The sequence below is a fragment of the Vibrio celticus genome (assembly GCF_024347335.1).
GTDB lineage: Bacteria > Pseudomonadota > Gammaproteobacteria > Enterobacterales > Vibrionaceae > Vibrio > Vibrio celticus.
On record NZ_AP025464.1, the window covers coordinates 304581 to 326667 of the forward strand.

Here is a 22087-nt window from a genome sequence, read left to right on the forward strand (position 1 = left end):
CGAGCCATGATTGCCGATTTGGGAAATATTGTGCATTTAGGAGTCATTGTGGATTTAGAGATATATCAAGTAGATTCGTTTACAACTCAAGCGTTTAAAGGGAACCCTGCCGGGGTCTGTATCTCTAAAGAGCCGTTGGATGAGTCGCTAATGTTTTCAATCGCTGAAGAGATGGCGGTATCAGAGACGGCTTTTCTTGCGCTTAACACTATGACGCTTAAATGGTTCACTCCTGAAGTCGAAGTGAAGCTGTGTGGGCATGGCACACTGGCAACGGTTCATGTAATGAAAGAGCAAGGGCTGCTTGAGACAGGTGATAAGGTCGTGTTTAACACTTTGTCTGGGGAGTTATCTGCCGCCGTTTGTGAATCGTCTATCGAGCTTGATTTTCCTAGTACACAGCTATCATTGCGTTCTGAACCCAATCTCAAGCTGCTTGAACACTTAGGAATAGAGCCGCACCAAGTCGTTTCATTTAGAGAATTTGACTCTAAGCAGTTAATCGAAGTTTCCAACGAACAAGCGTTATTGGAGCTTTCACCAAACTTTGATGCGTTAAAAGGCATTCAAGGTCGCGGTGTTGTGGTCACAGCATTGACAGCAAATACGGGACTTGATTTTGTTTCTCGTTACTTTGCACCCTGGGTTGGGGTTAATGAAGATCCTGTTACAGGGTCGGCGCATTGCGCATTGACGCAGCACTGGGCAGAAAAGCTCAACAAAATCCGTTTCAGTGCTTATCAGGCGTCTCGTCGTGGTGGTTATATGTCGACAGAGCTCTTAGCTAGTGGGCGAATAAAGTTAATCGGTTCTGCGACCACTGTGATTAGTGGTGTGTTGAAGCTTTAGATCTCTATAGAAGCTTTAGGTCTCTATAGAAGTTTTAGAGCGCTGTTTGACCTGTATCGTTGGAACCGCCTAGTACGTTTTATTCGACTGTTCACAGTTAAAAGAGGCGGCTAGGGCGTAATGTATTATTGAAGGAATCACCGTGTCTGCCTTTTACCTTTCTCAAGTATTAGTCGCGATAGCCATTTGTTTTGATCTTCTGTCATTCCAATTCAAGGAAAGGAAGAAAATCGTCACTTGTCTGTTCTTTGCTGGCGTTCTTATTTCGAGTCACTTTATCCTTCTCGAACAATGGACAGCGGCGAGCTTAATGACGATTGCCACGGTTCGCTATTTAACGAGCGTATTTTCTACCTCGTCTAAGTTTAAATATTTGTTCTGTTCGATGTCGGTGGTGGCAACCGCAGTGACTTATGCAGGGCTGACCAGCATATTGAGTTGCTTTGCTTCCGTATTTCAAACCTTTGCTGCCTTCAATAAAGATGACCGTCGATTAAGAGGATTGATGATCATCGGAACCAGCTTTTGGTTGGTTCACAATTACTTAGTTGGCTCGCCAACAGCGGTTGTGATGGAGGCGCTGTTTATCTGCAGTAACTTGGTGGGCTATTACCGTTTTTACTTCAGAAAGAGTGCCGCTGCTTAGGTTTACAACTGAGGTTAAGGCCCAAATTATTATTCAATTCAATTCAATTCAATGCTAGCTAGGAGACCTTGATGCCAAACATTTACAATGATGTTCCTTCATCACTACCTAATGAGATATTCAATGACCTGATTGCCAACGACAGTGTTCGAATCGAAAGAATATTGTCGCATGGACACAGTTCACCAGACGAGGGTTGGTATGATCAAGATGAGAATGAATGGGTAATGGTGATTGAAGGTCAAGGCGTCATCGAGTTTGAAGATGGACGCGTTGTTACCTTGTCTAAAGGTGATTACATCAACATTGCTGCGCGAGAAAAGCACAAGGTTGCTGGTACAGATAAAGATACGGTGACGATCTGGTTGGCTGTGTTTTATCGTTGATATCTTGCTCTAAATCTGAGGCTGTTGAATTTGAATTATAGAGCCTGTTGGGTTTAAAGCCTGCTGATTCAGCTGTTTATTTACACCCCTGAAAGGATTTAAGACCAAAAGGAGTATGTCGTGGTTAGAATTCGAAACTATCAAGCGAGTGATGATAAAGCACTGTGGGAGATCTTCTTTCATACCGTACGTAACGTCAATGTTCGAGATTATTCTCAACAGCAAGTAGAAGCTTGGGCACCCAGTAGCTTTGACTTTGCATTATGGCAAAAGCGTATGAATGGGTTACAACCCTTTGTGGCTGAGATCGATGGTTGCGTTGTTGGTTATACTGATCTGCAACCCAACGGTTTGATTGATCACTTTTTCTGTCACCATGAATATCAAGGAAAGGGTGTAGGGAAAGCATTGATGGAACATGTTTTCACTGTGGGTCGAGTTCGTGGCGTATCGAGATATTTCTCTGAAGTAAGCATTACCGCAAGGCCTTTTTATGAGCACCTTGGCTTTACGGTGGTGAATGAACAGGAAGTCGAAATGCGTGGCGTAAAGCTGACCAATTACGTGATGGAAAAGATAGTTGAAGATGGACAAAGCAGTTGAATAGGTGAACTCGTGTTCTTAGGGATACAGAAACCGAGTTTGAAATATTAATGAACCTTATTAAGGATAACTTTTCCTGATCTATTGATATTGTCGATGAGTTCAAATTGTGTGCAAGATAATTTGTCTAATCTAAACATTGAATGAATACAAGGAGTGTTGTTCATGAGTCATGTGAGTAGATCTAAACTATATACATTGGTGTCGATGTTGTCCTTCGCTGTTGGCGTTCTTGCCTTAGATGCTGGGGTGTCGGGGTTATTTCCTCTCTTTGTTGTCGTCATCTCATTTTTTTCATTCGTCATTAACTCGTTTCTTTGTTTGTTCGGAGGTAAACGCGAAGATGGCTTTGATGCCTATCAAAAAGCAAATCAGACTCGGTCTGAAGCACTGGTCAAAGGCTTAGAAGACTCGAGCAAATAAACCTATGCCTTCAGGCGAACGGTAATCTCATTTTTGATACAGTTTTCACCTGTTTTTTGTTCTCTTCTTCAAGAAAAATCATCACTTTAGAGATAATATCCACTTCAACTAATTTCAGTGAAGGAAGAAAAGTGGGTATTGAAGCTTTAGCGTTTGTGATGGACGCATTAATCACCGCATGTTGTATGTATATCGCCTCTAAAATGTCATTCGTGGTCGCAGATTTTAAATCCCTTCTTACTATTGCTGTAATTGTTGCTCTGGTGTCATTGATTCCGACAGTGGGCTGGGTGTTAGGGTTGATTCTGTTTGTGTTCTTACTCGGGAAAGCGACGCACTCTAGTATTGGTGATTGCATCTGGGTGGTGGTCTTCACGAAGGTGGTATCGATGGCGGCCTTTCTGATATTCGGGCGCTTGTTTATGTAATCCGGGTTCTTGCTTATATCAAGGCAGACTTGGCTAGTTTGATACCGATCTTAACTTGGTATTTAAACGTCAAAAGGGTGTGAACCTATCACACCCTCTAAGAACTATTGATTTGTGTTCATCTTTATTATTTAGGCAGTAATACAGCATCAATCACATGGATAACACCATTGCTTGCTTCAACATCTGCCATCACGAACTGCGCTTTGTTGATCATCACGTTGCCGTGATCAATTCCTACCATTACCGCTTCGCCTTGCACTGTTACGGCACTATCGAGTTTCATCACTTCAGACGCCATTATTTTCCCCGGCACCACATGATAGGTCAGTACTGCGATTAGCTTGTCTTTGTTTTCTGGCTTCAACAGCATATCAACCGTTCCTTCTGGTAAAGCAGCGAACGCTTCATCCGTTGGCGCAAACACAGTGAAGGGACCGTCACCTTTCAATGTTTCAACTAAGCCTGCCGCTTTTACCGCTGCTACCAAGGTGTTGAAAGAGCCGTTTTCAGCCGCCACGTCAACGATATCTTTCTTCATTCCGTGGTGATCAGCGTGAGCAAAAGCCGTAAAAAGAAGCGTCGCAACTAGCACTGACATGGTTTTGATTAATTTATTAAACATATTGTCTTCCTTTGAGTTTTGTCCGTTATTTTCGAGAGGTATTACGAAAGCCCAATCGTGATAGATCAATTTGTTGTGTCTTTGAGTGAATGGTTAGCGATATTGACAGCGCCAAGCGAATAAATTTATTTTGTTAAATGCTTGTTATAATTCCATTTTGATGCTTATAGTTATTCGGTGATTATTCAAATGATGGATGTGAATATGAGGTTTGTTTTACCAGTAGTCTTTTCTGCATTGGCTTCAATGCCTGCATACAGTGGCCTTGCTCCAAGTGAAGGCTTCAGCGGTAACTTCAGTGTATTGGCCGGTTTCTACTCTGACAGTAGTAATTTGAGTACTGAACAAGATTCGAATCAAGCCACCAACACCCAGGAAGGGGAGAGTGAAAACCAAGGGCTACTCGGCTTTTTGGGTACTGTTCAATATACTTTTGGCGAATCGCTGACTCACCAAGTGTATGCGGGTACGACACGAGAGGATATTGCAACAGGTACCATTGCGTTTGAGATCGGTTATCGATATCAACTTTCTGGTGGCACCATATTGGATTTTTCTGTTCTTCCTACGCTTATCTCGGGCAAGGCTTGGACGGATCCGTATGCTGTTGGCGTTAATCGAAATGAAACGGATGTCAAAGGTAATGTAGGACGACTGCAGCTCACTAATATCGGTGGAACTGGTTTTCGAACGGATCTCGCATTTGGGCAATCTGATGTTGATGAAGAGCTATCTGGTAGCCAAGGCTTATCTCCGGAAGATGCTGTGCTGCTGGATAGGGAAAGAACCTATGTGTACGCCAAAGCAGGATACCGCTTTATCTTACCAAACCACGCAGGTCTATTTGTTCCTTCAATGGTGTATTTCCACTCAGACGCAGAAGGAGGAGCACTCAGCTTCGATAGTTATGGTATTGAATTAAACTACGCGAAGAGAATCGGTCGTCATGGTTTTGTTGTCACCCTAGATGCAAGTGATCGTGAATATGATGAGTCGAATCCAATTTACGGGCAAGTACGTGAAGAGAATGAATTCGGTGCATTCTTAGCTTATGAGTTTGGTGGTTTGATGGGCTATAAAGATTGGGCGTTCATTACTTTACTGGGTTTAAGAAGCATAGATTCTAATATCGATTTCTATAACTCCGAGCAAGTATTAGCGAGTGTGGGTGTGGATTATAAATTCTGATATTCGCACTATGTTAAAAATACTCATCAAAGCAGAAGTTTAAGTTCAGTATTTCTATTTATTTAATTATTTCGGGCACTTACAGCTTTAAAGGTTGTAGGTTCCCGTTGCTATCCGTAATATGAAAATGAGCTTATGGATAGAAATAATAGGATAAGGAAGCGCTTTGGAAATACAAATTAGACATTTAGAAGCAACGGATAGCCAAGATATTTTCGATATTTATCGCCGCCCTTCAGTTTCAGAAAATACCTCACAAAAGCCTTATCTAAGTTCTGACCAAGTGGGGCGACTGTTTGGCCATTCAGACCATTTCACTCTGGTTGCGGAAGCATCCGATAAAGTAGTGGGCCATATTACTTTATTCATGACCACCAAGGTAAGAGACAGGCACTGCGCGGGTCTTGGTATTGCGATTCACCCGGATGTCCATGGCAAAGGGGTAGGTAAGGCGTTAATGCAAGAAGCTATCAATCAGGCGGATAACTGGCTTAACCTCGTGCGTCTTGAGTTAGAGGTTCATGCCGATAACCACGCCGCTATTGCTTTGTATGAACGTGTAGGCTTTCAGTTAGAAGGCACAAAAAGACTCAGTACGTTCAAAGCGGGTAAGTACATCGATATGTTGCTGATGTCGAGAATACGACCAGATTACCGTTGAGATCGAACCAAACGGTTCCTGCTTTAGAAATCGGTTAATGAGTAATTGATTAGTGAAATTCCCATTGAACTCTGTATAGTAGCAACCGTTTGCTTCGTATAACCCCAATGATATGGTTTGGGGGTCTCTACCAGCTCCCGCAAAGTGCTGATTACGAAGGGTTTAGATCACAATAGTGTTCTTACTCTTTGTAATGGCGTTCAAAAATATCCTGTCTATTATTCAGAGTAAGAGCACACCTAAAATCCATAGTAGGTGAAATATGAACGCATTTATTCAAGGGCTCCCAAAAGTAGAGTTGCATTTACACATTGAAGGCTCGCTTGAGCCTGAGTTACTTTTCCAGCTTGCTCAACGCAATGGCATTGAGCTGCCTTATTCATCCCCAGAGCAACTAAGACGCGCATACGAATTTGATGATTTGCAATCATTTTTGGATATCTATTATCAAGGTGCCGATGCATTGCGCACGGAACAAGATTTCTATGATTTAACTTGGGCGTATTTAGAGCGCTGTAAAGCCGACAATGTTATTCATACTGAGATTTTCTTTGATCCTCAAACACATACGGAGCGTGGTATTGCATTTGAAACTGTGATTAACGGGATTCATCGTGCGCTTGAACAGGGTCATAAAGAGTTGGGCATTACCTCTCAAATCATCGCATGTTTTCTGCGCCATTTATCTGAAGAGAGCGCCATTCAAACGTTCGCAGAGGTATTGAAGCATCAAGATAAGATCGTCGGGGTTGGACTGGACTCTTCTGAATTAGGACACCCACCAGAGAAGTTCAAGCGTGTATTCCAACAAGCAAAACAAGCGGGCTTCTTGACGGTGGCGCATGCAGGAGAAGAAGGGCCGGCTCAAAACATTGTCGATGCGATTGAAATGCTCAGCGTGAGTCGAGTGGATCATGGTGTCCAGTGCATGACAGACGAAGCTCTAATCGAAGAGCTGATTGAAACCAAAATGCCACTGACGGTGTGCCCACTGTCGAATATTAAATTGCGTGTATTCGATGTGATGGAAGACCACAACATTGTCGAACTGCTCAGAAAGGGTGTGGCTGTAACGATTAACTCGGATGACCCTGCTTATTTTGGTGGTTACATGTCGGATAACTTTAATGCGGTGAGCCAAGCTCATGAGATGACGCATCAGGAGTTAGCGCAGTTTAGTTTGAATGCGATAGACGCGAGCTTTATTGAAGCACCATTGAAAGAGCAATATCGAGAGCTTGTTCAAGGTTACCTTTCTAAAGCTGATTCTGACCAGAATTTCTAGCGGCTGTGCCCATTTACTAGCAGCTGAGTATAAAGCGCTAGGATGGCCAACTAAAGTGGATGGTAAAGTGTTATCGACTGAGTTTGCTTAATCTCTATAAGCCTAAATCATCTAGATGAAGACAAAAAAGAAGCTGGCAGTTTGCCAGCTTCTTTCATTTTTAAATTAAGCTCATTGAGCTACTTGTTCACGTAGTCTTTGAATTTCTGCTTGGTTTCAGCATCCGCTTTTTCGTACCAGAAATAGAGCATCTCTTCAGCTGTATTTGCTGCATTTCCGTCAATCTTTGCTGGAAGCGTTACCGGTTGTGCGACAGCAGCTGCTACGCCCGCGCTAGCACCTACTGTAAGTGCTGCGATGCCACCTTTCTGGTTGTATTCCTTCGCTTCTTGTGGGTACTTACGACCAATCTGCATGCCATCTTTGATTAGCTTATCTTGCTTAACACTGATTGCATTTTGGTTTTCATCAACCAGTTTCCAATCTAAGTTTTGAAGGCCTTTTTTCGCTTCGTTGGTGTTACGGAACTTAGGCATGTCAAACGTCAAGGCAGTGTCTGTCGCATCAAAAGTAGCAATAATGGTATCGCTATCGACAAACTCACGGTCGTTACCTTGGCTGAACGCGAGTTGATACTTAAAAACAATTTGGTTTACACCGTCTGGAACGGTGATCGTTTTGCTCGAAGAGAAGAAACCACCGTCGAGATCAGGTTTAGCCTCATTAACAGCTAAGACTTCGACTAAAGCATCTGCGCTAGAAGGTACTTCAATTGTTACGTCAGCTAACACTTGTGGTGCTGCGATAATTGTGGACAGCAGCGCAATGGATTGTAAATTTTTCATAATCATACAGTTGTTTATAGGCAGTTAAATTACAATCGCACGGTAAGAGCTCCAATTCAAGTCGTGTCATAAGGATTTGAAAAAATTTGCGAAATCTTAACGCAACGGTCATATATCAAGGTTCATATTGACTAGGGCGTGTTGATCTTTGCTGTACATTTCGCGTTCAACAATACATCGGTAGCCACATTAACATGAATGCCAGCGATAACATGCTGGCATAATTCCTTTCTAGCTTGTCATATCTACTTGAAATAGCTCGATAATGCTTAATTCTCCCAAAGGCATTTTCGACCAAGTGACGATACTTGTATAAACACCAATCCATACTGTCTTTGTCTATATCTTGTCCGTAATTGCGTTTAGCAATTACCGTTTCTCCGCCACGTTCCTTAACAAAAATACGGAAAGGTTCGCTGTCATATCCTTTATCACAAACGATGGTATTAACTTCATCGAGTTGCTCAACTAAGCTTTCGGCATGCACTATATCGTGGCGTTGTCCCTCTGATAAATCAAAGCAAATCGGCAGGCCACCACTATCTACGGCTAAGTGAATTTTGGTTGAGTTGCCCCCGCGACTTTTTCCTATTTGCTCTGAACTTTCAGTAGCTGCACCTGTACTATGCTGATGTGCTCTAACTATAGAGCCATCAAGAAATACCCATTCAAAATCAGCCATGTTAGATAAGCTTTTGAAAAGATTATCTAAAATCCCTTTCTTTGACCAAAGATTAAATCGTCTGTAAACGGTACTCCACTCTCCGAACTCAGAGGGTAGATCTCGCCAAGGAATACCTGTTCTCATTCGATAAAGTATTCCTTCAAATGTCATTCGATGTTCAGTTTTATCGTAAATACGACCTGTACTTTTCATAACTTGGAGTAGCAGTTCCCAGCGAATATCAGTTAGCATTGTTCTTGGCATGGTATTGGTTATGGTTTTACTTTTGGCGAAGCAAATTATAACTCTTTACCATGCTGTTCAAAAAACACTCACGAAAGATCAACACGCCCTAGTGTGAGTTCTTATTTTTGAAAAATGAGCGGATAGCTTTGGTATGAATTCTATGAGTTGACGGTTTCCGCCTATATGTTCTCTGTATTGGATACTAAAAAGCCGAGATAACGTTTGAGCTATCACGGCTTTGTTTGCTTCACTAGAAGGGTGACTGTTAGTAAGCTAGTTATTACTTAGCTTGCGCTGCTGCCGCTTCTAGTTGCTTAAGTTTACCTTGAAGCATGTAAGCATTTTGGTTGAAGTTACCAGGGTTCAACACTTGGCTTTGCTGCATAGGGTAGTCAGGTAGCGTGTTCATGAACTCTTGTACTTTGCCGCCTACTGGTACGAATAACCACATGTTGTCTGCCATCCAGCGTAGGTACATGCCCGATTCGTGTGGTGCTTTTTCGAATGGGTCAGCACGTAGGTGAACAACTTGAGGCCAGTTTGGTTGGAAGCGCACAGCATCAACGATGTTACCGTCCATTACTGCGAACGAAATCTTGAAGTCATTCCAACGAACTGCGTTTAGCTCAGCGTTAGCAGAGAAGTAAAGCATGCTGTCACGAGGGCCTTCCTCTTCTTTGCCTTGGAAGTAAGGTAGGAAGTTGTAACCATCTAGGTGAACACGCCAGTTTTTACCGTTGTAAGTTGCACCTTTATCAGACGCAAGTTTCTCAACCACTTTATCATCACCAGCGGCTGCTAGTAGAGTAGGGATCCAGTCTTGGTGCCCCATGATATCGTTGATCTTAGTTCCCGGTTTGATAGTACCAGGCCAGCGAACTAGCTGAGGAACACGCATACCGCCTTCGTAAGTTGTACCTTTTTCACCGTGGAAGTAAGTAGCACCACCATCAGGCCAAGATACCGTTTCTGCACCGTTATCGGTCGAGTAGATAACGATTGTGTTGTCTGCGATTTTAAGCTCATCAAGCTTGTCTAAAAGGATACCCACTTGGTCATCGTGCTCTAACATGCCATCAGCGTAGATGCTGATACCAGATGCGCCTTGGTATTTTTCTTGTAGACGAGTCCACACGTGCATACGAGTGGTGTTGTGCCAAATGAAGAATGGTTTGTCAGCTTTTACTGCTTTTTCCATGAAGGCTAGAGATTCTTCTAGGAACTCTTCATCCGCATGCTCCATACGCTTACGTGTCATAGGGCCTGTATCTTCAATCTTACCGTCAGAAGTCGATTTGATTACACCACGAGGGCCAAAGTTCTTACGGAACTCAGGGTCTTTAGGGTAGTAGTATGTCTCTGGCTCTTCTTCCGCGTTTAGGTGGTACAGGTTACCGAAGAACTGGTCAAAACCGTGGTTCGTTGGAAGGTGTTTGTCTTGGTCACCCATGTGGTTCTTACCGAACTGAGCGGTCATGTAGCCCTGTTCTTTAAGAAGGTCTGCGATCGTTGGAGCCCAATCAGGGATACCGTGGTCCGAACCTGGCATACCGATAGTCAGTAGACCTGTACGGAAAGGTTCTTGACCGGTTAGGAATGCAGCACGACCAGCAGTACACGATTGTTGACCGTAGTGGTCAGTAAATAGTGCGCCTTCGTTAGCAATACGGTCGATGTTAGGTGTTTCGTAACCCATCATACCGTTGTTGTATGCACTGATGTTGAATACACCAATGTCATCACCCCAGATAGCAAGAATGTTTGGTTTTTCTGCTGCTGTTGCCGCTGAAGATGCTGCTAATAAGCCAACACCTAATGCTAGTTTATTAATTTTAGTACCCATAAGGACTCCGATTCACTTTTAAGATTAATGCGTTAGAACAACGCATCGATGAGCAAATGTTATTCTCAAAATTCCGTTACGTCCTTTTATAGTGCTTATAACCAATCGTTATGATGCATGGTTAACTTGCTGATTAAATTGAATTTAGGCTGATGGTTACCAGAAACCCTTAGATAACATGTGTGATCCTTATCATGTTTGTCGCCGTAAACCTTATCGATAACTTCTGCACCTGTATCTGAATAAAAAATGACAAAAAGATTAATAGCTTAGCGAACCTCGCGCATGCTTAAAAAATGGACTATACGTTGTAGGGCAGGATGCAAATAACTCACGAAGAGGTTTCTATGACAGCGAAATATGGCGCTAAACGTCGATTAGCGATTTTGGGTACAGCAATGATGGCCGCGTCCAGCGCCACTTTTGCGGCAGAAAAGCCAAATATATTGGTCATTTGGGGGGACGATATTGGTCAATCCAATGTGAGTGCATACACCTTCGGTCTCATGGGTTACAAAACCCCGAATATTGATAGCATCGCCAAAGAAGGGATGATGTTTACGGATTACTACGCAGAGCAATCTTGTACTGCGGGTCGCTCTACCTTTATTACGGGACAAAGTGTATTACGAACAGGTTTGAGTAAAGTAGGTTTGCCGGGCGCAGACATTGGCTTACAAGCAGAAGACGCGACAATCGCAGAAATGCTGAAACCTATGGGTTACATGACAGGTCAATTTGGTAAAAACCACCTTGGCGACAAAGATGAATTTCTTCCAACAGCACACGGGTTTGACGAATTTTTTGGCAACCTTTACCACCTGAATGCTGAAGAAGAACCAGAGAATGAAGATTACCCAACCGATCCTGAGTTTCGTAAGAAGTTCGGTCCGCGTGGTGTCATTAAGTCATTCGCTGATGGCAAGATTGAAGATACGGGTCCACTGACGCGTAAGCGTATGGAAACGGTCGATGAAGAAACACTAGACGCGGCACTTGATTTCATGGATCGCGCAGTGAAAGCGGACAAACCATTCTTCGTTTGGTGGAACGCAACACGTATGCACTTTAGAACGCACGTGAAAGCCGATAGTAAAGGTGTGACCGGTGTCGGTAACTACGCTGATGGTATGGTTGAGCACGATCGACACGTTGGGCAACTATTGAAGCAAGTGGATGAGTTGGGAATCAAAGACAACACCATCGTTTTCTACTCAACGGATAACGGCCCACACATGAACTCTTGGCCAGATGCGGGTACAACCCCGTTCCGTGGTGAGAAAAACACTAACTGGGAAGGAGCATACCGTGTACCAGCAATGGTCCGTTGGCCTGGTAAGATTGAACCAGGAACAGTATCCAATGAAATCATGCACCACATGGACTGGATGCCAACTTTCGTTGCCGCTGCTGGTGATGACCAAATCAAAGAGAAATTGCTGAAAGGTCATACTGCCGGTGATAAAACGTTTAAGGTTCACTTAGATGGTTATAACTTCCTTCCTTACCTAACGGGTGAAGAAGAAAAAGGCCGTCGTTCAGAGATCTTCTACTTTACCGATGATGGCGATTTAGCGGCGCTTCGTTACAACCAATGGAAAGCGGTGTTCATGGAGCAACGTGCAACGGGTACCATGCAGATTTGGGCTGAACCGTTCGTGACGTTACGTCTTCCTAAGCTGTTTAACCTGCGTATGGACCCATACGAAAATGCAGACATTACATCGAACACATACTACGACTGGTTGTTAGACCATGCTTATATGTTCGTTCCAGCACAAGCGTACGTTGGCAAGTTCCTAGAAACGTTTGCTGAATATCCGCCACGCCAAAAAGCCGCGAGCTTTAGCTTGGATCAGGTAATGGAAAAACTTCAGGAATCTCATAACAAGTAAGCGATTGTTTGAGTCAAACTGAACAGATTGAAGAGCTCTTAGGAGCTCTTTTTTTATGCGCATATCGATGAGTAAATCTCGGTCGTGAATACGAGTCACAACTATGGAGCTCATTGCCACTAAATAATTGTAAATTCGTTGTTTTTACGTCTACCTTATTAAGCATAAGCATGTATAAAAACAAGGAATGTTATGTCTGCATGGTTGTGCTCACTGGTAAACGGATTGAAACACCAGCGAGTCGCAGTATTATCCGCAATCTTGTCTTCACTGATGTTGTCGCTGTTCAGTCTGAACGCCTATGCCAACGAGCAAGATCCTAATATCAACTCTGATATTTCAAAGGTCAACTCTGTAGCTTCACACGTTAGCTCTGACGCTTTACCTATCGGTTCTAAAGCCACGTATGTCGGTTCGGAAGCGTGTGTTGATTGTCATAGTGCAGAAGTCGAAGCGTGGGAGGGCTCTCATCATGATATGGCGATGAAGCATGCTACAGACGAATCTGTATTAGGCGACTTCAACGATCAAACAGTCACACATGACGGTAAACCCAACCGATTTTTTCGCAAGGGCGAAGAGTTTTGGGTCAATATCGAAGGGCCAGACGGCCAATTCAAAGATTACAAAATCAGCTATACCTTTGCCTTTGAACCGCTTCAACAGTACATGGTTGAGTTTGAAGACGGCCGTGTGCAGTTAATTCCCTTCGCTTGGGATTCTCGGACTGAGGGCGAAGGCGGACAACGCTGGTATCACCTCTATCCTGATACCACCAACACTGATGAATTTTACTGGACCAACAGCGGTCAAAACTGGAACTTCATGTGTGCCGATTGTCATTCAACGAATCTAGAGAAAAACTACGACAGCGCGAGCAACACTTATAATACTACTTGGTCGGAGATTAACGTCGGTTGTGAAGCCTGTCATGGCCCTGCGAGTGAGCATGTTGAACAGGCCCAGCAAACAAATAACCAGCAAGCCAAAGCCAATGGTGGAAAGGATGCTCCAGTCTCGACGCATTATGGTTTTGATCGCGACTTGTCGAAGTCGGTCAAAGAGTGGATCTATCAAGAGGGTAATTCAACCCTGCAACCAAAAGACATCATCCATACCAATCAAGTTCAAACCTGTGCTCAATGCCACAGCCGACGTACTCAGTTGAATGAAACGGGTGACCACGTGAACGAGTCATTCTTTGATAAGTATCGCCTGAGCTTAATTACTCCTGAGCTTTACCATAACGATGGTCAAATCTACGATGAAGATTATGTCTACGGATCTTTCCTTCAATCAGTGATGGCTGAAAAAGGCGTCACTTGTACTAACTGCCACGATCCCCATACCGCAGAACTAAAAATTGCGGAAGAAGCCGTGTGTAGCCAATGTCACATTGCATCAGAATATACGCCTGAGAAGCACACATTCCACGAAGCGAATACAGAGGCTTCACAATGTACGACTTGTCACATGCCAGAGACGACTTACATGGAGGTCGACCCAAGACGTGACCACAGTTGGCATATCCCACGTCCTGATATTAGCCAACACATCAAAACGCCGAACGTGTGTACTAGCTGTCATGAAGATCAAACTGACCAGTGGGCCGATAAGCAAATCGGTGAGTGGTTCCCTGATTCTAAGTATCGTAACCAGCAGCATTTTGCCGTGGCCTTTTATGCTGACTCAATAGGGCACCGAGGGGCAGAGGATGCGTTGGCGTATTCGGCTCAGGATTCCAGCTTAAGCAATATCATTCGAGCATCGAGCTTAGAACGTTTGGGCGGTAATACGGGCAAGAATACGCTGATCTCGCTGGCAAGAGCGGTGAAACACGATAATGAAATGATCCGTTTGGGTGTGGTGCAAGGCTCGTCTGGTTTCCCATTTACTGACCGTTGGCAGATTCTAGAACCGCTATTGAAAGACCCTGTATTGTCGATTCGTTCAGAAACCGCAGGCGCATTAGTGCGTTATTGGGGAGAAATGAACCCTCTGCAGAAAGACCAAATCAAGCCTGCATTGGAAGAGTACATTGAAATACAGCAATTTAATGCCGATAGAGGATTTGGACGTACTAACCTAGGCAACGTTTACCGGGATTTAGGTCAGCACGACAAAGCGATTGAGTTTTATCTAGGCGCTATCGAGATTGAGCCTTATTTCGAAAACAGCTACGCCAATTTAGCGGATTTGTATCGAGCGCAAGGTAACGAGGCAAAAGCGTTGTCGACCTTGAAGCAAGGTATTGAAGCTCAGCTTAAATCGAGTGTTTTGCCATACAGCACAGGATTGTCTCTGCTTCGTGTGAAAGATTACGAACAAGCAACGGACTACCTTAAACAAGCCGCTGAAACTGCGCAAACCAACCCTCAATATTGGTATGTGTACGGATTGGCTTTGGAAAAATCAGATGTGCTTGCAGCTAGTCAATCACTGCATAAGGCTTACCAATTTAGCCGCAATCCACAGCACCTGTATGCCCAGTGTGAAGTGTTGGCGCGAAACAGCCATATACCGGGCGTACCAAAGGCGTTTGAGCAATGTATTTCATCATTGAGCAAAGTGGCACCGCCGGAAGCCATTAACCAATTGAAAGCTAGGTTTAAATAAAGCGATGAGGTGAGCTTTGCTATCGAGCTTGCTGCTTATTCCGCTTGTAACCAATTATCGTGTTTATAACTAATAGTTATGGGGCTTGTGAGTAGGATGTACGCAGCCAGATTGAATTAAGGGAAGACCTATGAACCATGCGCAACAAGCAATAAACCAACTGATTGAACAAACAGAGAAAAGTGTTATCGGTCAGAGCCACGTCGTTCGGGCTCTGGTGATAGGGTTATTGACTAATGGCCATGTGCTTTTAGAGGGACTTCCCGGTACAGCGAAAACTCGCTCAGTAAAATCGCTGGCGAATCTACTGAACACCAGTTTTGGTCGAATTCAGTTTACGCCAGACCTACTGCCATCTGATGTGACGGGTACGGAGGTGTATCAGGAGCTTGATGGGAAGCCTCAGTTGCATTTCCAACCGGGTCCTATTTTCAACAGCATTGTCTTAGCCGATGAAGTGAACCGTGCGCCTGCAAAAGTACAGGCTGCTCTGCTTGAAGCGATGGCGGAAGGGACGATTACGGTGGGTGGTCAAACTCATATTCTGCCAGATCTGTTCATGGTATTAGCTACGCAAAACCCAGTTGAGCAAGAAGGTACATATCCACTCCCTGAAGCTCAAATGGACCGTTTCATCATGAAAGTGACAGTCGACTATCCAGAAGATGAAGCTGAACGCGACATTATTCGACTTGTGCGCAGTGAGGAACTCGGTAGCGAAACCAGTTCAGAATTAGTCACACCCCAGCATATTGAACCTGAGTTAGTGCTCGAGGCACGTCGCCAACTTCCAGACATTGCCGTTTCCGATTTAGTTGAGAACTACATTGTGGCCTTGGTGATGGCGACTCGTAAGCCAGAGCGTTACCCAGAATCAAACTTGTCTAAATGGATTGAGATTGGTTCAAGCCCGCGTGCTTCCATCGCGTTGGATAAATGTGCTCGCGCTTATGCATGGCTGCAAGGGCGTGACCACGTCACGTTAGACGATGTGCGTGCCATGTTACCAACCGTATTAGGTCACCGATTCTCGTTGTCTTACGATGCATTGGCCGATGGCGTTGATCATCAAAGAGTGGTTGAAGAACTGCTTGATAATGTTGAGATCGGATAACTAGGGGACGTCATGGCGAAGCCAACACAAGCTCCCAAATCGCAAGGCCTTGATCCACGACTGTACTGTGACTATTCAAGGTTAGTGCGAATTCAGGCTCAAGCTGAGTCGTTTTCTCTACTGCCTCATCTAAAGGCGGGCAGTGTGCTGTCGGGTAGACACAACTCATTGTTCCGAGGTCGAGGCTTGAATTTTGAGGAGTTACGTCACTACCAACTTGGTGATGACATTCGTAACCTCGATTGGAAAGTTACGATGCGAACAGGTAAACCTCATGTTCGTAGTTATACCGAAGAGAAAGACCGTAATGTGATGATCTGTGTTGATCAACGCAGCTCGATGTTCTTTGCTTCTCAAAATACCATGAAATCCGTTGTGGCCGCTGAAGTGGCGGCACTGTGTGGGTGGCGAGTGCTAAAAGATGGTGACCGTGTCGGCTTCGTTTTAGCTTCACACCAAAAGCTCTTTCATACCAAAGCGCAGCGTTCTCAATCGAACTTATTGGCTCAACTAAAACACCTCACCAAAGCCAATCAAAGCTTAGGTGTCAGTGTGAGCGACAGCCAAGGTGTTGGGTTTAGCCAGTGGATTGAACTGATCAAACGTATGAGATTGAAGCAGTCGACCTTAATCTTTATTAGTGATTGGCGAGATTGCCAAGAGCAACATCTTGAACGACTCAAACAACTGCAACAACACAACGATATCTTAGCCATTATGGTGACCGATCCATTAGAGCAATCATTGCCTCAAGATTTAGCAAGCGCAAATTGGGTGGTGGGTGATGGTCGTTTTCAACTTAATCTGGATAGCCAATCTAAGGTAAACCTCGCGAGTGAAAGTCTTGCTCAGAAAGCGGCACTTCAGAAACAGTCCCTTGCTAAATTGATGGCGATGAAAAACCTCCCTTATATAGAATTAGACACGTCGGGCAATCACATATCACAGCTGCATAAGCTAGTGGGAGGGCGCTAAATGGCTGTTGAACATACTCCTCCAAGTACCTATATCCTCCGCGAACTGCACGATGTAGCGATTCCTGACAGTGTGAGCTGGGCTCCTCAAACGGTCGGCTGGAAGACCCTCGGCGTTATTCTGTTATTGGTCGCTATCTATCTGGCTTATCGTTTGGCGCAGAGATGGTGGAATAACCGTTATCGTAAAGAAGCGCTTCAAGAGCTCATGGTATTGGATGCACGAGACAAGAACTCAACCGAACGAACCTTCAAGGTACTGAAAGTGGTGCTTCGCTACCTAGACAGCAGCAATGCTAAGTTGTTTGGTCAAGCTTATGTGGACCGTTTGAACGCTTACCTGCCTGTTAGTGCTAACACCTGTGAAAACAGCAATGCGTTCTTTGCCGATGAAGTTTCGGAATTATGGATGCAGAGCCTAATTGACCCTAATGTTCGTTTGAGCTCTGAACAACGTTTAGAAGTGATTCAAACCGCGATGATGTGGCTAAAACTTCATAAACCAGATCTACAAGCGAAACCGGATGTACAAGCAAAACCAGAGGGGCAAGACAATGTTTGATGTTTTATCTGCCAGCTTTGAATTTGCGCACCCGCTATGGTTTATCGCGCTGCCTCTGCCGTTGTTGGTCTACTTTGCCGTGCCAGCTTATCGGACTAAGCAAATGGCGATTAAGGTGCCATTTTTTCGAGATCTGGTTGAAGCGATTGGGGAAGCTCCGTCAGAAGGTGCCAGCCAGTTAACACCAAGCTGGTGGCAACGAACCACGCTCATTATTACTTGGGTATTGGTCGTGTGCGCGTTAGCGAAACCAACCATTCTTGGTGAGCCACAGGTTCGTGAACAATTGGGTCGTGATGTGATGGTGGTGGTCGATTTATCCGGCTCAATGGCGGAGCAAGATTTTACCTCTAAACAAGGCGATAAAATCTCTCGTTTAGATGCGACCAAAGAGGTGTTAGCCGATTTTGCGAAAACTAGAAAAGGAGACCGACTCGGTTTGATCTTGTTTGGTGATGCAGCGTTTGTACAAACACCGTTTACAGCTGACCAAGATGTGTGGCTTGAACTGCTTAATCAAACCGATGTCGCTATGGCAGGGCAAAGTACCCACCTAGGCGATGCAATTGGCTTGGCGATCAAGGTGTTTGAACAGAGTGAAAAACAAAGTGCAGCCGTTCAAGATTCAAACGTCGATACCAACGAAAAAGAGAAAGTCGTGATCGTATTAACAGACGGTAATGATACAGGAAGTTTTGTTGAGCCTATTGATGCCGCAAAAGTCGCCAAGGCTAAAGGCGTTCGAATTCACGTGATTGCGATGGGCGACCCGCAAACCGTTGGAGAGGTTGCTCTGGATATGGAAACCATCAAGCGTGTGGCTCAAGAGTCTGGTGGCGAAGCCTTTGAAGCACTTAACCGCGATGAATTGACTAAAGCCTACGCTCAGATCGGTGAACTAGAACCACAGTTATATGAAAGTACCACTTATCGTCCTAAACAGGGACTGCACCATTACTTAATGGCGATTGTTGTTGTGATGTATTTGACCGCGTTCAGCTTAGCAACGATACGCCGAAGATCGCTGCTCGCTTCTTCGGCTAAGAATTTGAAAGGAGAGAGTGATGCCTGATTCTCTCACGATACAACAGTTCTTTACCCAGTTTCATTTTATCCGACCATTGTGGTTGTTGGCCTTTATCCCAATGTTTTTCCTGTTATGGGTTCGTTGGAGAGAAGATACAAAACCAACGTGGAAAGACATTCTACCGGCACATTTACGTGATGCATTGACGATTGGCGAAACAGGCTGGCGCAAGCAACTGCCGTTGAAGCTATTGGTGGTGATTGTGACTATCGCCATCATTATCTGTTCTGGCCCAACATGGCAACGTGAAGCATCGCCATTTGGTGAAGATAAAGCGTCGATGTTGGTTGTGCTCGATAATAGTGAATCTATGCTCGTTAAGGATTTGCCTCCAAGTCGCTTGGAACGATCTAAGCAGAAAATTAGAGACTTATTGGCAGCTCGCAAAGGCGGTAATACGGGCTTAGTGGTTTACGCAGGCAGCGCACACGTGGCGATGCCTGTCACTCAAGACAGCAAGGTATTCGAACCGTTTCTTGCGGCTATCACACCCGACATTATGCCGGTTTCAGGTAAATCAGCAGAAGAAGCGTTGCCGCTCATCAATCAGCAATTGTCTGGTGAGTTAGGTTCGTCAGTGTTGTTGGTATCAGATGGTGTGAATCCAAGCACCATTAGGGCGTACGAGAGTTTCTTTAACGACAATCCGTATCAGTTGCTCATTCTAGCCGCAGGAAATAGCAATGTGGTGAGTGATAATCCAGTCGATCTCGATTCATTGCGTAGCTTAGCGAGCAAGACGGACGGACGAGTGGTTGAGGTGACCGTTGATGATTCGGATATCCAACAACTGAACAGAGCGGTTGAAAGAAACATGCAGCTCAACGGCGAATCTTCAATGCCTTGGAAAGACATGGGCTATGGCTTGCTTATCCCAATGGCGATTATCATGTTGTTGTGGTTCAGAAAAGGCTGGCTGGTGCAGTGGTGTGTCGTTGGTCTAGTGATTTCGGGCAGCCTGTATTCACCAAGCATTTTGGCGAAAACCGTCAACTTAACCGCTGAGAAACCCGTTGTGGTGGAGTCGGTTACGGCTTGGGACAAAACAGCTCAATGGTGGTGGGACTTATGGTTAACACCCGATCAGCAAGGTCAACGCCTGTTGAACCAGAAGGAATACCTTGAAGCGGCAAAACATTTCACAGACCCCATGAGAAAAGGCGCGGCTTACTACTATGCTCGTGATTTTAAGCTCGCTCACAGTGCATTCCTGCAAACCAAAACTGACCTTGGTTTGTACAATGCAGCCAGTGCGTTAGCTAGGCAGCGTGAATACCTTGCGGCGCGAGACCTTTTGAAGTCACTAAGCGAGAAAGAGGATCTTTCACCTGAACTAAGAACGGATGTGGAAAATAACCTTGCTGTGCTTAGCGGGATTGTCGAAGAGGTAAACCGAACCAGTGAAAGTCAGTCCGGAACTACAGATGGCCCTGAAGAGTCGTTAGAACTCGAAGACGATCAGCCACGAACGGGTGATGGCGTCGAAGAAGAAACGGTAGCGGAATTGATGCTCAAGGAAACGCTGAACGCCAATGAAATCTTGGGCAGCCAAGAGCTTGCCGACAAGTGGTTAAAACGCGTCGAAGCTGACCCTAAGTTCTTCTTGAAGTCGAAATTTCAAATTCAATTAAGAGACCCTGCACCTTCGATAGAACAGACACCGAAACAGGCATCAAAACAGGAGCAAGCACAATGAGTCGATACGATTTAGCTCTTGAAGCGATTCAATCAAAGGGAGTGCGATTCACAGCTCGTACATGGTTGCTGTCGATGGCTCTAATGTTGAGTTGTGTTTTTCCTGCTGTTGCTTCTGCTGCTGATATCTTCGATCTGCAAAAAAGTGGTGATGTGGAGCTTATCGCTTGGATTGGCGAGAAACCCAAGTCAGGCGATAAGATAACGCCGACCAAAGTGAGCGTAAATGAGCAGGTGATTCTGAACATTGAGGTGGCGACACCGCGCTGGTTAACAGGCGGCACTCGAATTGGCAGTATCGAAATCCCTAACGTGATCGCTAAGCAGCGTAATCAACTCGCGACGAACTACACAGAAAGAGTCGGTGGTACTACATGGTCACGTCAGCGTTGGGAAGTGACGCTTTATCCGATGACTTCCGGTGAGTTTGTTATTCCAACCGTACCGGTTCGTATCCAAGTTTCTGCTCCTGATGGTTCAAACGTTGGTGGCACGCTTTACACGCAACCCATTAAGTTTGAAGCTTCATTACCTTCAGGTTTGTTAAGTGATGAATCGCCTTGGTTTTCTGCAACCGATGTGGATGTTGAACAGGAATGGCAACGTTCGAATGAAAGCTTGAAAGTTGGCGATGCGGTTACTCGTACCGTGACGATCAAAGCCAAAGACAGCTTGTCTGTGTTGTTGCCAGATGTGCTAACCAACGAGTCCACTCAACAGTTCCAAGCTTACCCACAGCCCAACCGTTTGGATGATACACAAGAACGTGGTGATTATCGCTCAAGCCGAGTTGAAGAGACGGTATATGTGATTCAACAAGGTGGTGAGTTTACGCTCCCAGAGTTTTCATTTCAGTGGTGGGACAGCAAAAATCAACGCCTTGAAAACGTGGTGATAAAAGGAGAAGTGTTTGAAGCCAAACACACAGTCCAATCTTTCATCAAAGCCTACATGTCGTTGTTTATTACGGTTGGTTTGGCGTTGTTAGCCTGCATTGCGTTGATTGTTTCTGTTAAGCGTTACTACGCAAATCGCCCAACACCGAGTTGGCTAGTATTACGTCGCTTACTCAAGCAAGGTAATTGGGCTGCATTAAGAACCTTTATCTACCGTCAATTGCGCAGAGAAACCGCTCAGTTGGAACTGAATAAAGCGCAGCTAAGTAAAGAGCAACTGGGTAAAGCGAACGAACAAAAGCGTTGGCTAGAAGATAGCGAAGCCCTTCAACAAGGAAGTGAAGATAAAAACGTATTCACTCGTTTATGGAAAGGGTTACGTAACTTGCCCAACGACAAATCAAGCCAGAGTAAACCTCGTTCAATTGCCGCTCGCTTGAAAATCCCTAAAGCCTTGCCAGACTTAAAAGATAGAACTAAGTAGCAAACTTTAGTCATTCGCATCGAACATAATCGGCAGGTTCTCTACTATGGGGAACCTGCTTCTTTAATATGG

At 44.8% G+C, this 22087-nt stretch carries 21 protein-coding genes and 1 riboswitch; of the genes, 17 read left to right on the top strand and 4 right to left on the bottom strand.

The window, feature by feature from the left end:
• Positions 1 to 48 precede the first annotated feature (48 nt).
• The 6 genes from OCV19_RS17560 to OCV19_RS17585 all read left to right on the top strand — a co-directional run bounded on the left by OCV19_RS17560 (position 49) and on the right by OCV19_RS17585 (position 3335).
• Positions 49 to 849, top strand: coding sequence for a PhzF family phenazine biosynthesis protein (locus tag OCV19_RS17560; RefSeq protein ID WP_065676275.1), 801 nt, complete (start codon positions 49 to 51; stop codon positions 847 to 849).
• A gap of 142 nt (positions 850 to 991) precedes the next feature.
• Positions 992 to 1495, top strand: coding sequence for a YgjV family protein (locus OCV19_RS17565; RefSeq protein WP_065676276.1), 504 nt, complete (start codon positions 992 to 994; stop codon positions 1493 to 1495).
• A gap of 71 nt (positions 1496 to 1566) precedes the next feature.
• The gene (locus OCV19_RS17570) at positions 1567 to 1881 is read left to right on the top strand and encodes a cupin domain-containing protein (protein WP_065676277.1); all 315 of its coding nucleotides are present in this window, start codon (positions 1567 to 1569) and stop codon (positions 1879 to 1881) included.
• Positions 1882 to 2001: 120 nt separating this feature from the next.
• Positions 2002 to 2484, top strand: a complete 483-nt coding sequence (locus tag OCV19_RS17575) for a GNAT family N-acetyltransferase (RefSeq protein ID WP_065676278.1) — start codon at positions 2002 to 2004, stop codon at positions 2482 to 2484.
• Positions 2485 to 2649: 165 nt separating this feature from the next.
• Complete coding sequence (locus tag OCV19_RS17580; protein WP_048611086.1) at positions 2650 to 2907, top strand: hypothetical protein; 258 nt, start codon at positions 2650 to 2652, stop codon at positions 2905 to 2907.
• 131 nt (positions 2908 to 3038) lie between these two features.
• Positions 3039 to 3335 (top strand): hypothetical protein, encoded by a 297-nt coding sequence (locus OCV19_RS17585; RefSeq protein ID WP_017064710.1) that lies wholly within the window; start codon positions 3039 to 3041, stop codon positions 3333 to 3335.
• A gap of 127 nt (positions 3336 to 3462) precedes the next feature.
• Here the strand turns inward: OCV19_RS17585 and OCV19_RS17590 are convergent, their stop codons facing one another.
• Positions 3463 to 3960: a fasciclin domain-containing protein gene (locus tag OCV19_RS17590; RefSeq protein ID WP_065676279.1), complete on the bottom strand. Its 498-nt coding sequence runs from the start codon at positions 3958 to 3960 to the stop codon at positions 3463 to 3465.
• Positions 3961 to 4164: 204 nt separating this feature from the next.
• Between OCV19_RS17590 and OCV19_RS17595 the strand changes: the two genes are divergently transcribed.
• From OCV19_RS17595 to OCV19_RS17605, 3 genes are all read left to right on the top strand, one after another.
• The gene (locus OCV19_RS17595; protein ID WP_017071335.1) at positions 4165 to 5148 is read left to right on the top strand and encodes a DUF2860 family protein; all 984 of its coding nucleotides are present in this window, start codon (positions 4165 to 4167) and stop codon (positions 5146 to 5148) included.
• 166 nt (positions 5149 to 5314) lie between these two features.
• Positions 5315 to 5809 (top strand): GNAT family N-acetyltransferase, encoded by a 495-nt coding sequence (locus OCV19_RS17600; RefSeq protein WP_065676280.1) that lies wholly within the window; start codon positions 5315 to 5317, stop codon positions 5807 to 5809.
• A 74-nt stretch (positions 5810 to 5883) separates the two neighbouring features.
• A riboswitch (purine riboswitch) is annotated at positions 5884 to 5983 on the top strand.
• 88 nt (positions 5984 to 6071) lie between these two features.
• Complete coding sequence (locus tag OCV19_RS17605) at positions 6072 to 7094, top strand: adenosine deaminase (RefSeq protein ID WP_065676281.1); 1023 nt, start codon at positions 6072 to 6074, stop codon at positions 7092 to 7094.
• Positions 7095 to 7273: 179 nt separating this feature from the next.
• On the opposite strand, the gene OCV19_RS17610 is transcribed toward OCV19_RS17605, so the two are convergent.
• The 3 genes from OCV19_RS17610 to OCV19_RS17620 all read right to left on the bottom strand — a co-directional run bounded on the left by OCV19_RS17610 (position 7274) and on the right by OCV19_RS17620 (position 10692).
• The gene (locus OCV19_RS17610) at positions 7274 to 7939 is read right to left on the bottom strand and encodes a DUF2057 family protein (protein WP_065676282.1); all 666 of its coding nucleotides are present in this window, start codon (positions 7937 to 7939) and stop codon (positions 7274 to 7276) included.
• 166 nt (positions 7940 to 8105) lie between these two features.
• Positions 8106 to 8867, bottom strand: coding sequence for an IS5 family transposase (locus OCV19_RS17615; protein WP_086738309.1), 762 nt, complete (start codon positions 8865 to 8867; stop codon positions 8106 to 8108).
• A gap of 262 nt (positions 8868 to 9129) precedes the next feature.
• Complete coding sequence (locus tag OCV19_RS17620; protein ID WP_065677118.1) at positions 9130 to 10692, bottom strand: arylsulfatase; 1563 nt, start codon at positions 10690 to 10692, stop codon at positions 9130 to 9132.
• A 347-nt stretch (positions 10693 to 11039) separates the two neighbouring features.
• Here OCV19_RS17620 and OCV19_RS17625 point away from each other — a divergent pair, with 347 nt between their 5' ends.
• The 8 genes from OCV19_RS17625 to OCV19_RS17660 all read left to right on the top strand — a co-directional run bounded on the left by OCV19_RS17625 (position 11040) and on the right by OCV19_RS17660 (position 22015).
• On the top strand, positions 11040 to 12587 hold the full coding sequence (locus tag OCV19_RS17625) for an arylsulfatase (RefSeq protein ID WP_017060009.1): 1548 nt from the start codon (positions 11040 to 11042) through the stop codon (positions 12585 to 12587).
• 192 nt (positions 12588 to 12779) lie between these two features.
• Positions 12780 to 15203, top strand: a complete 2424-nt coding sequence (locus OCV19_RS17630; protein ID WP_065677119.1) for a tetratricopeptide repeat protein — start codon at positions 12780 to 12782, stop codon at positions 15201 to 15203.
• Positions 15204 to 15333: 130 nt separating this feature from the next.
• Complete coding sequence (locus tag OCV19_RS17635) at positions 15334 to 16317, top strand: AAA family ATPase (protein ID WP_017060007.1); 984 nt, start codon at positions 15334 to 15336, stop codon at positions 16315 to 16317.
• Positions 16318 to 16329: 12 nt separating this feature from the next.
• Positions 16330 to 17292, top strand: a complete 963-nt coding sequence (locus tag OCV19_RS17640; RefSeq protein ID WP_065677120.1) for a DUF58 domain-containing protein — start codon at positions 16330 to 16332, stop codon at positions 17290 to 17292.
• Entirely contained in the window at positions 17293 to 17853 is a 561-nt protein-coding gene (locus OCV19_RS17645; RefSeq protein ID WP_065677121.1) for a DUF4381 domain-containing protein, read from the top strand.
• The gene (locus OCV19_RS17650; RefSeq protein ID WP_065677122.1) at positions 17846 to 18925 is read left to right on the top strand and encodes a vWA domain-containing protein; all 1080 of its coding nucleotides are present in this window, start codon (positions 17846 to 17848) and stop codon (positions 18923 to 18925) included. The genes OCV19_RS17645 and OCV19_RS17650 overlap by 8 nt, the downstream gene beginning before the upstream one ends.
• Positions 18918 to 20636: a vWA domain-containing protein gene (locus OCV19_RS17655; RefSeq protein ID WP_065677123.1), complete on the top strand. Its 1719-nt coding sequence runs from the start codon at positions 18918 to 18920 to the stop codon at positions 20634 to 20636. Before OCV19_RS17650 ends, OCV19_RS17655 begins: the two co-directional genes overlap by 8 nt.
• On the top strand, positions 20633 to 22015 hold the full coding sequence (locus OCV19_RS17660) for a BatD family protein (RefSeq protein ID WP_065677124.1): 1383 nt from the start codon (positions 20633 to 20635) through the stop codon (positions 22013 to 22015). Before OCV19_RS17655 ends, OCV19_RS17660 begins: the two co-directional genes overlap by 4 nt.
• Positions 22016 to 22087: the final 72 nt, after the last annotated feature.

Excerpts from the sequence above, each read along its gene's own strand:
- OCV19_RS17625 (WP_017060009.1), top strand. The coding sequence starts at position 11,040 with ATGACAGCGAAATATGGCGCTAAACGTCGATTAGCGATTTTGGGTACA.
- OCV19_RS17595 (WP_017071335.1), top strand. The coding sequence starts at position 4,165 with ATGAGGTTTGTTTTACCAGTAGTCTTTTCTGCATTGGCTTCAATGCCT.
- OCV19_RS17645 (WP_065677121.1), top strand. The coding sequence starts at position 17,293 with ATGGCTGTTGAACATACTCCTCCAAGTACCTATATCCTCCGCGAACTG.
- OCV19_RS17570 (WP_065676277.1), top strand. The coding sequence starts at position 1,567 with ATGCCAAACATTTACAATGATGTTCCTTCATCACTACCTAATGAGATA.
- OCV19_RS17610 (WP_065676282.1), bottom strand. The coding sequence starts at position 7,939 with ATGAAAAATTTACAATCCATTGCGCTGCTGTCCACAATTATCGCAGCA.
- OCV19_RS17615 (WP_086738309.1), bottom strand. The coding sequence starts at position 8,867 with ATGCCAAGAACAATGCTAACTGATATTCGCTGGGAACTGCTACTCCAA.
- OCV19_RS17655 (WP_065677123.1), top strand. The coding sequence starts at position 18,918 with ATGCCTGATTCTCTCACGATACAACAGTTCTTTACCCAGTTTCATTTT.
- OCV19_RS17580 (WP_048611086.1), top strand. The coding sequence starts at position 2,650 with ATGAGTCATGTGAGTAGATCTAAACTATATACATTGGTGTCGATGTTG.
- OCV19_RS17660 (WP_065677124.1), top strand. The coding sequence starts at position 20,633 with ATGAGTCGATACGATTTAGCTCTTGAAGCGATTCAATCAAAGGGAGTG.
- OCV19_RS17605 (WP_065676281.1), top strand. The coding sequence starts at position 6,072 with ATGAACGCATTTATTCAAGGGCTCCCAAAAGTAGAGTTGCATTTACAC.
- OCV19_RS17650 (WP_065677122.1), top strand. The coding sequence starts at position 17,846 with ATGTTTGATGTTTTATCTGCCAGCTTTGAATTTGCGCACCCGCTATGG.
- OCV19_RS17635 (WP_017060007.1), top strand. The coding sequence starts at position 15,334 with ATGAACCATGCGCAACAAGCAATAAACCAACTGATTGAACAAACAGAG.
- OCV19_RS17590 (WP_065676279.1), bottom strand. The coding sequence starts at position 3,960 with ATGTTTAATAAATTAATCAAAACCATGTCAGTGCTAGTTGCGACGCTT.
- OCV19_RS17640 (WP_065677120.1), top strand. The coding sequence starts at position 16,330 with ATGGCGAAGCCAACACAAGCTCCCAAATCGCAAGGCCTTGATCCACGA.
- OCV19_RS17630 (WP_065677119.1), top strand. The coding sequence starts at position 12,780 with ATGTCTGCATGGTTGTGCTCACTGGTAAACGGATTGAAACACCAGCGA.
- OCV19_RS17620 (WP_065677118.1), bottom strand. The coding sequence starts at position 10,692 with ATGGGTACTAAAATTAATAAACTAGCATTAGGTGTTGGCTTATTAGCA.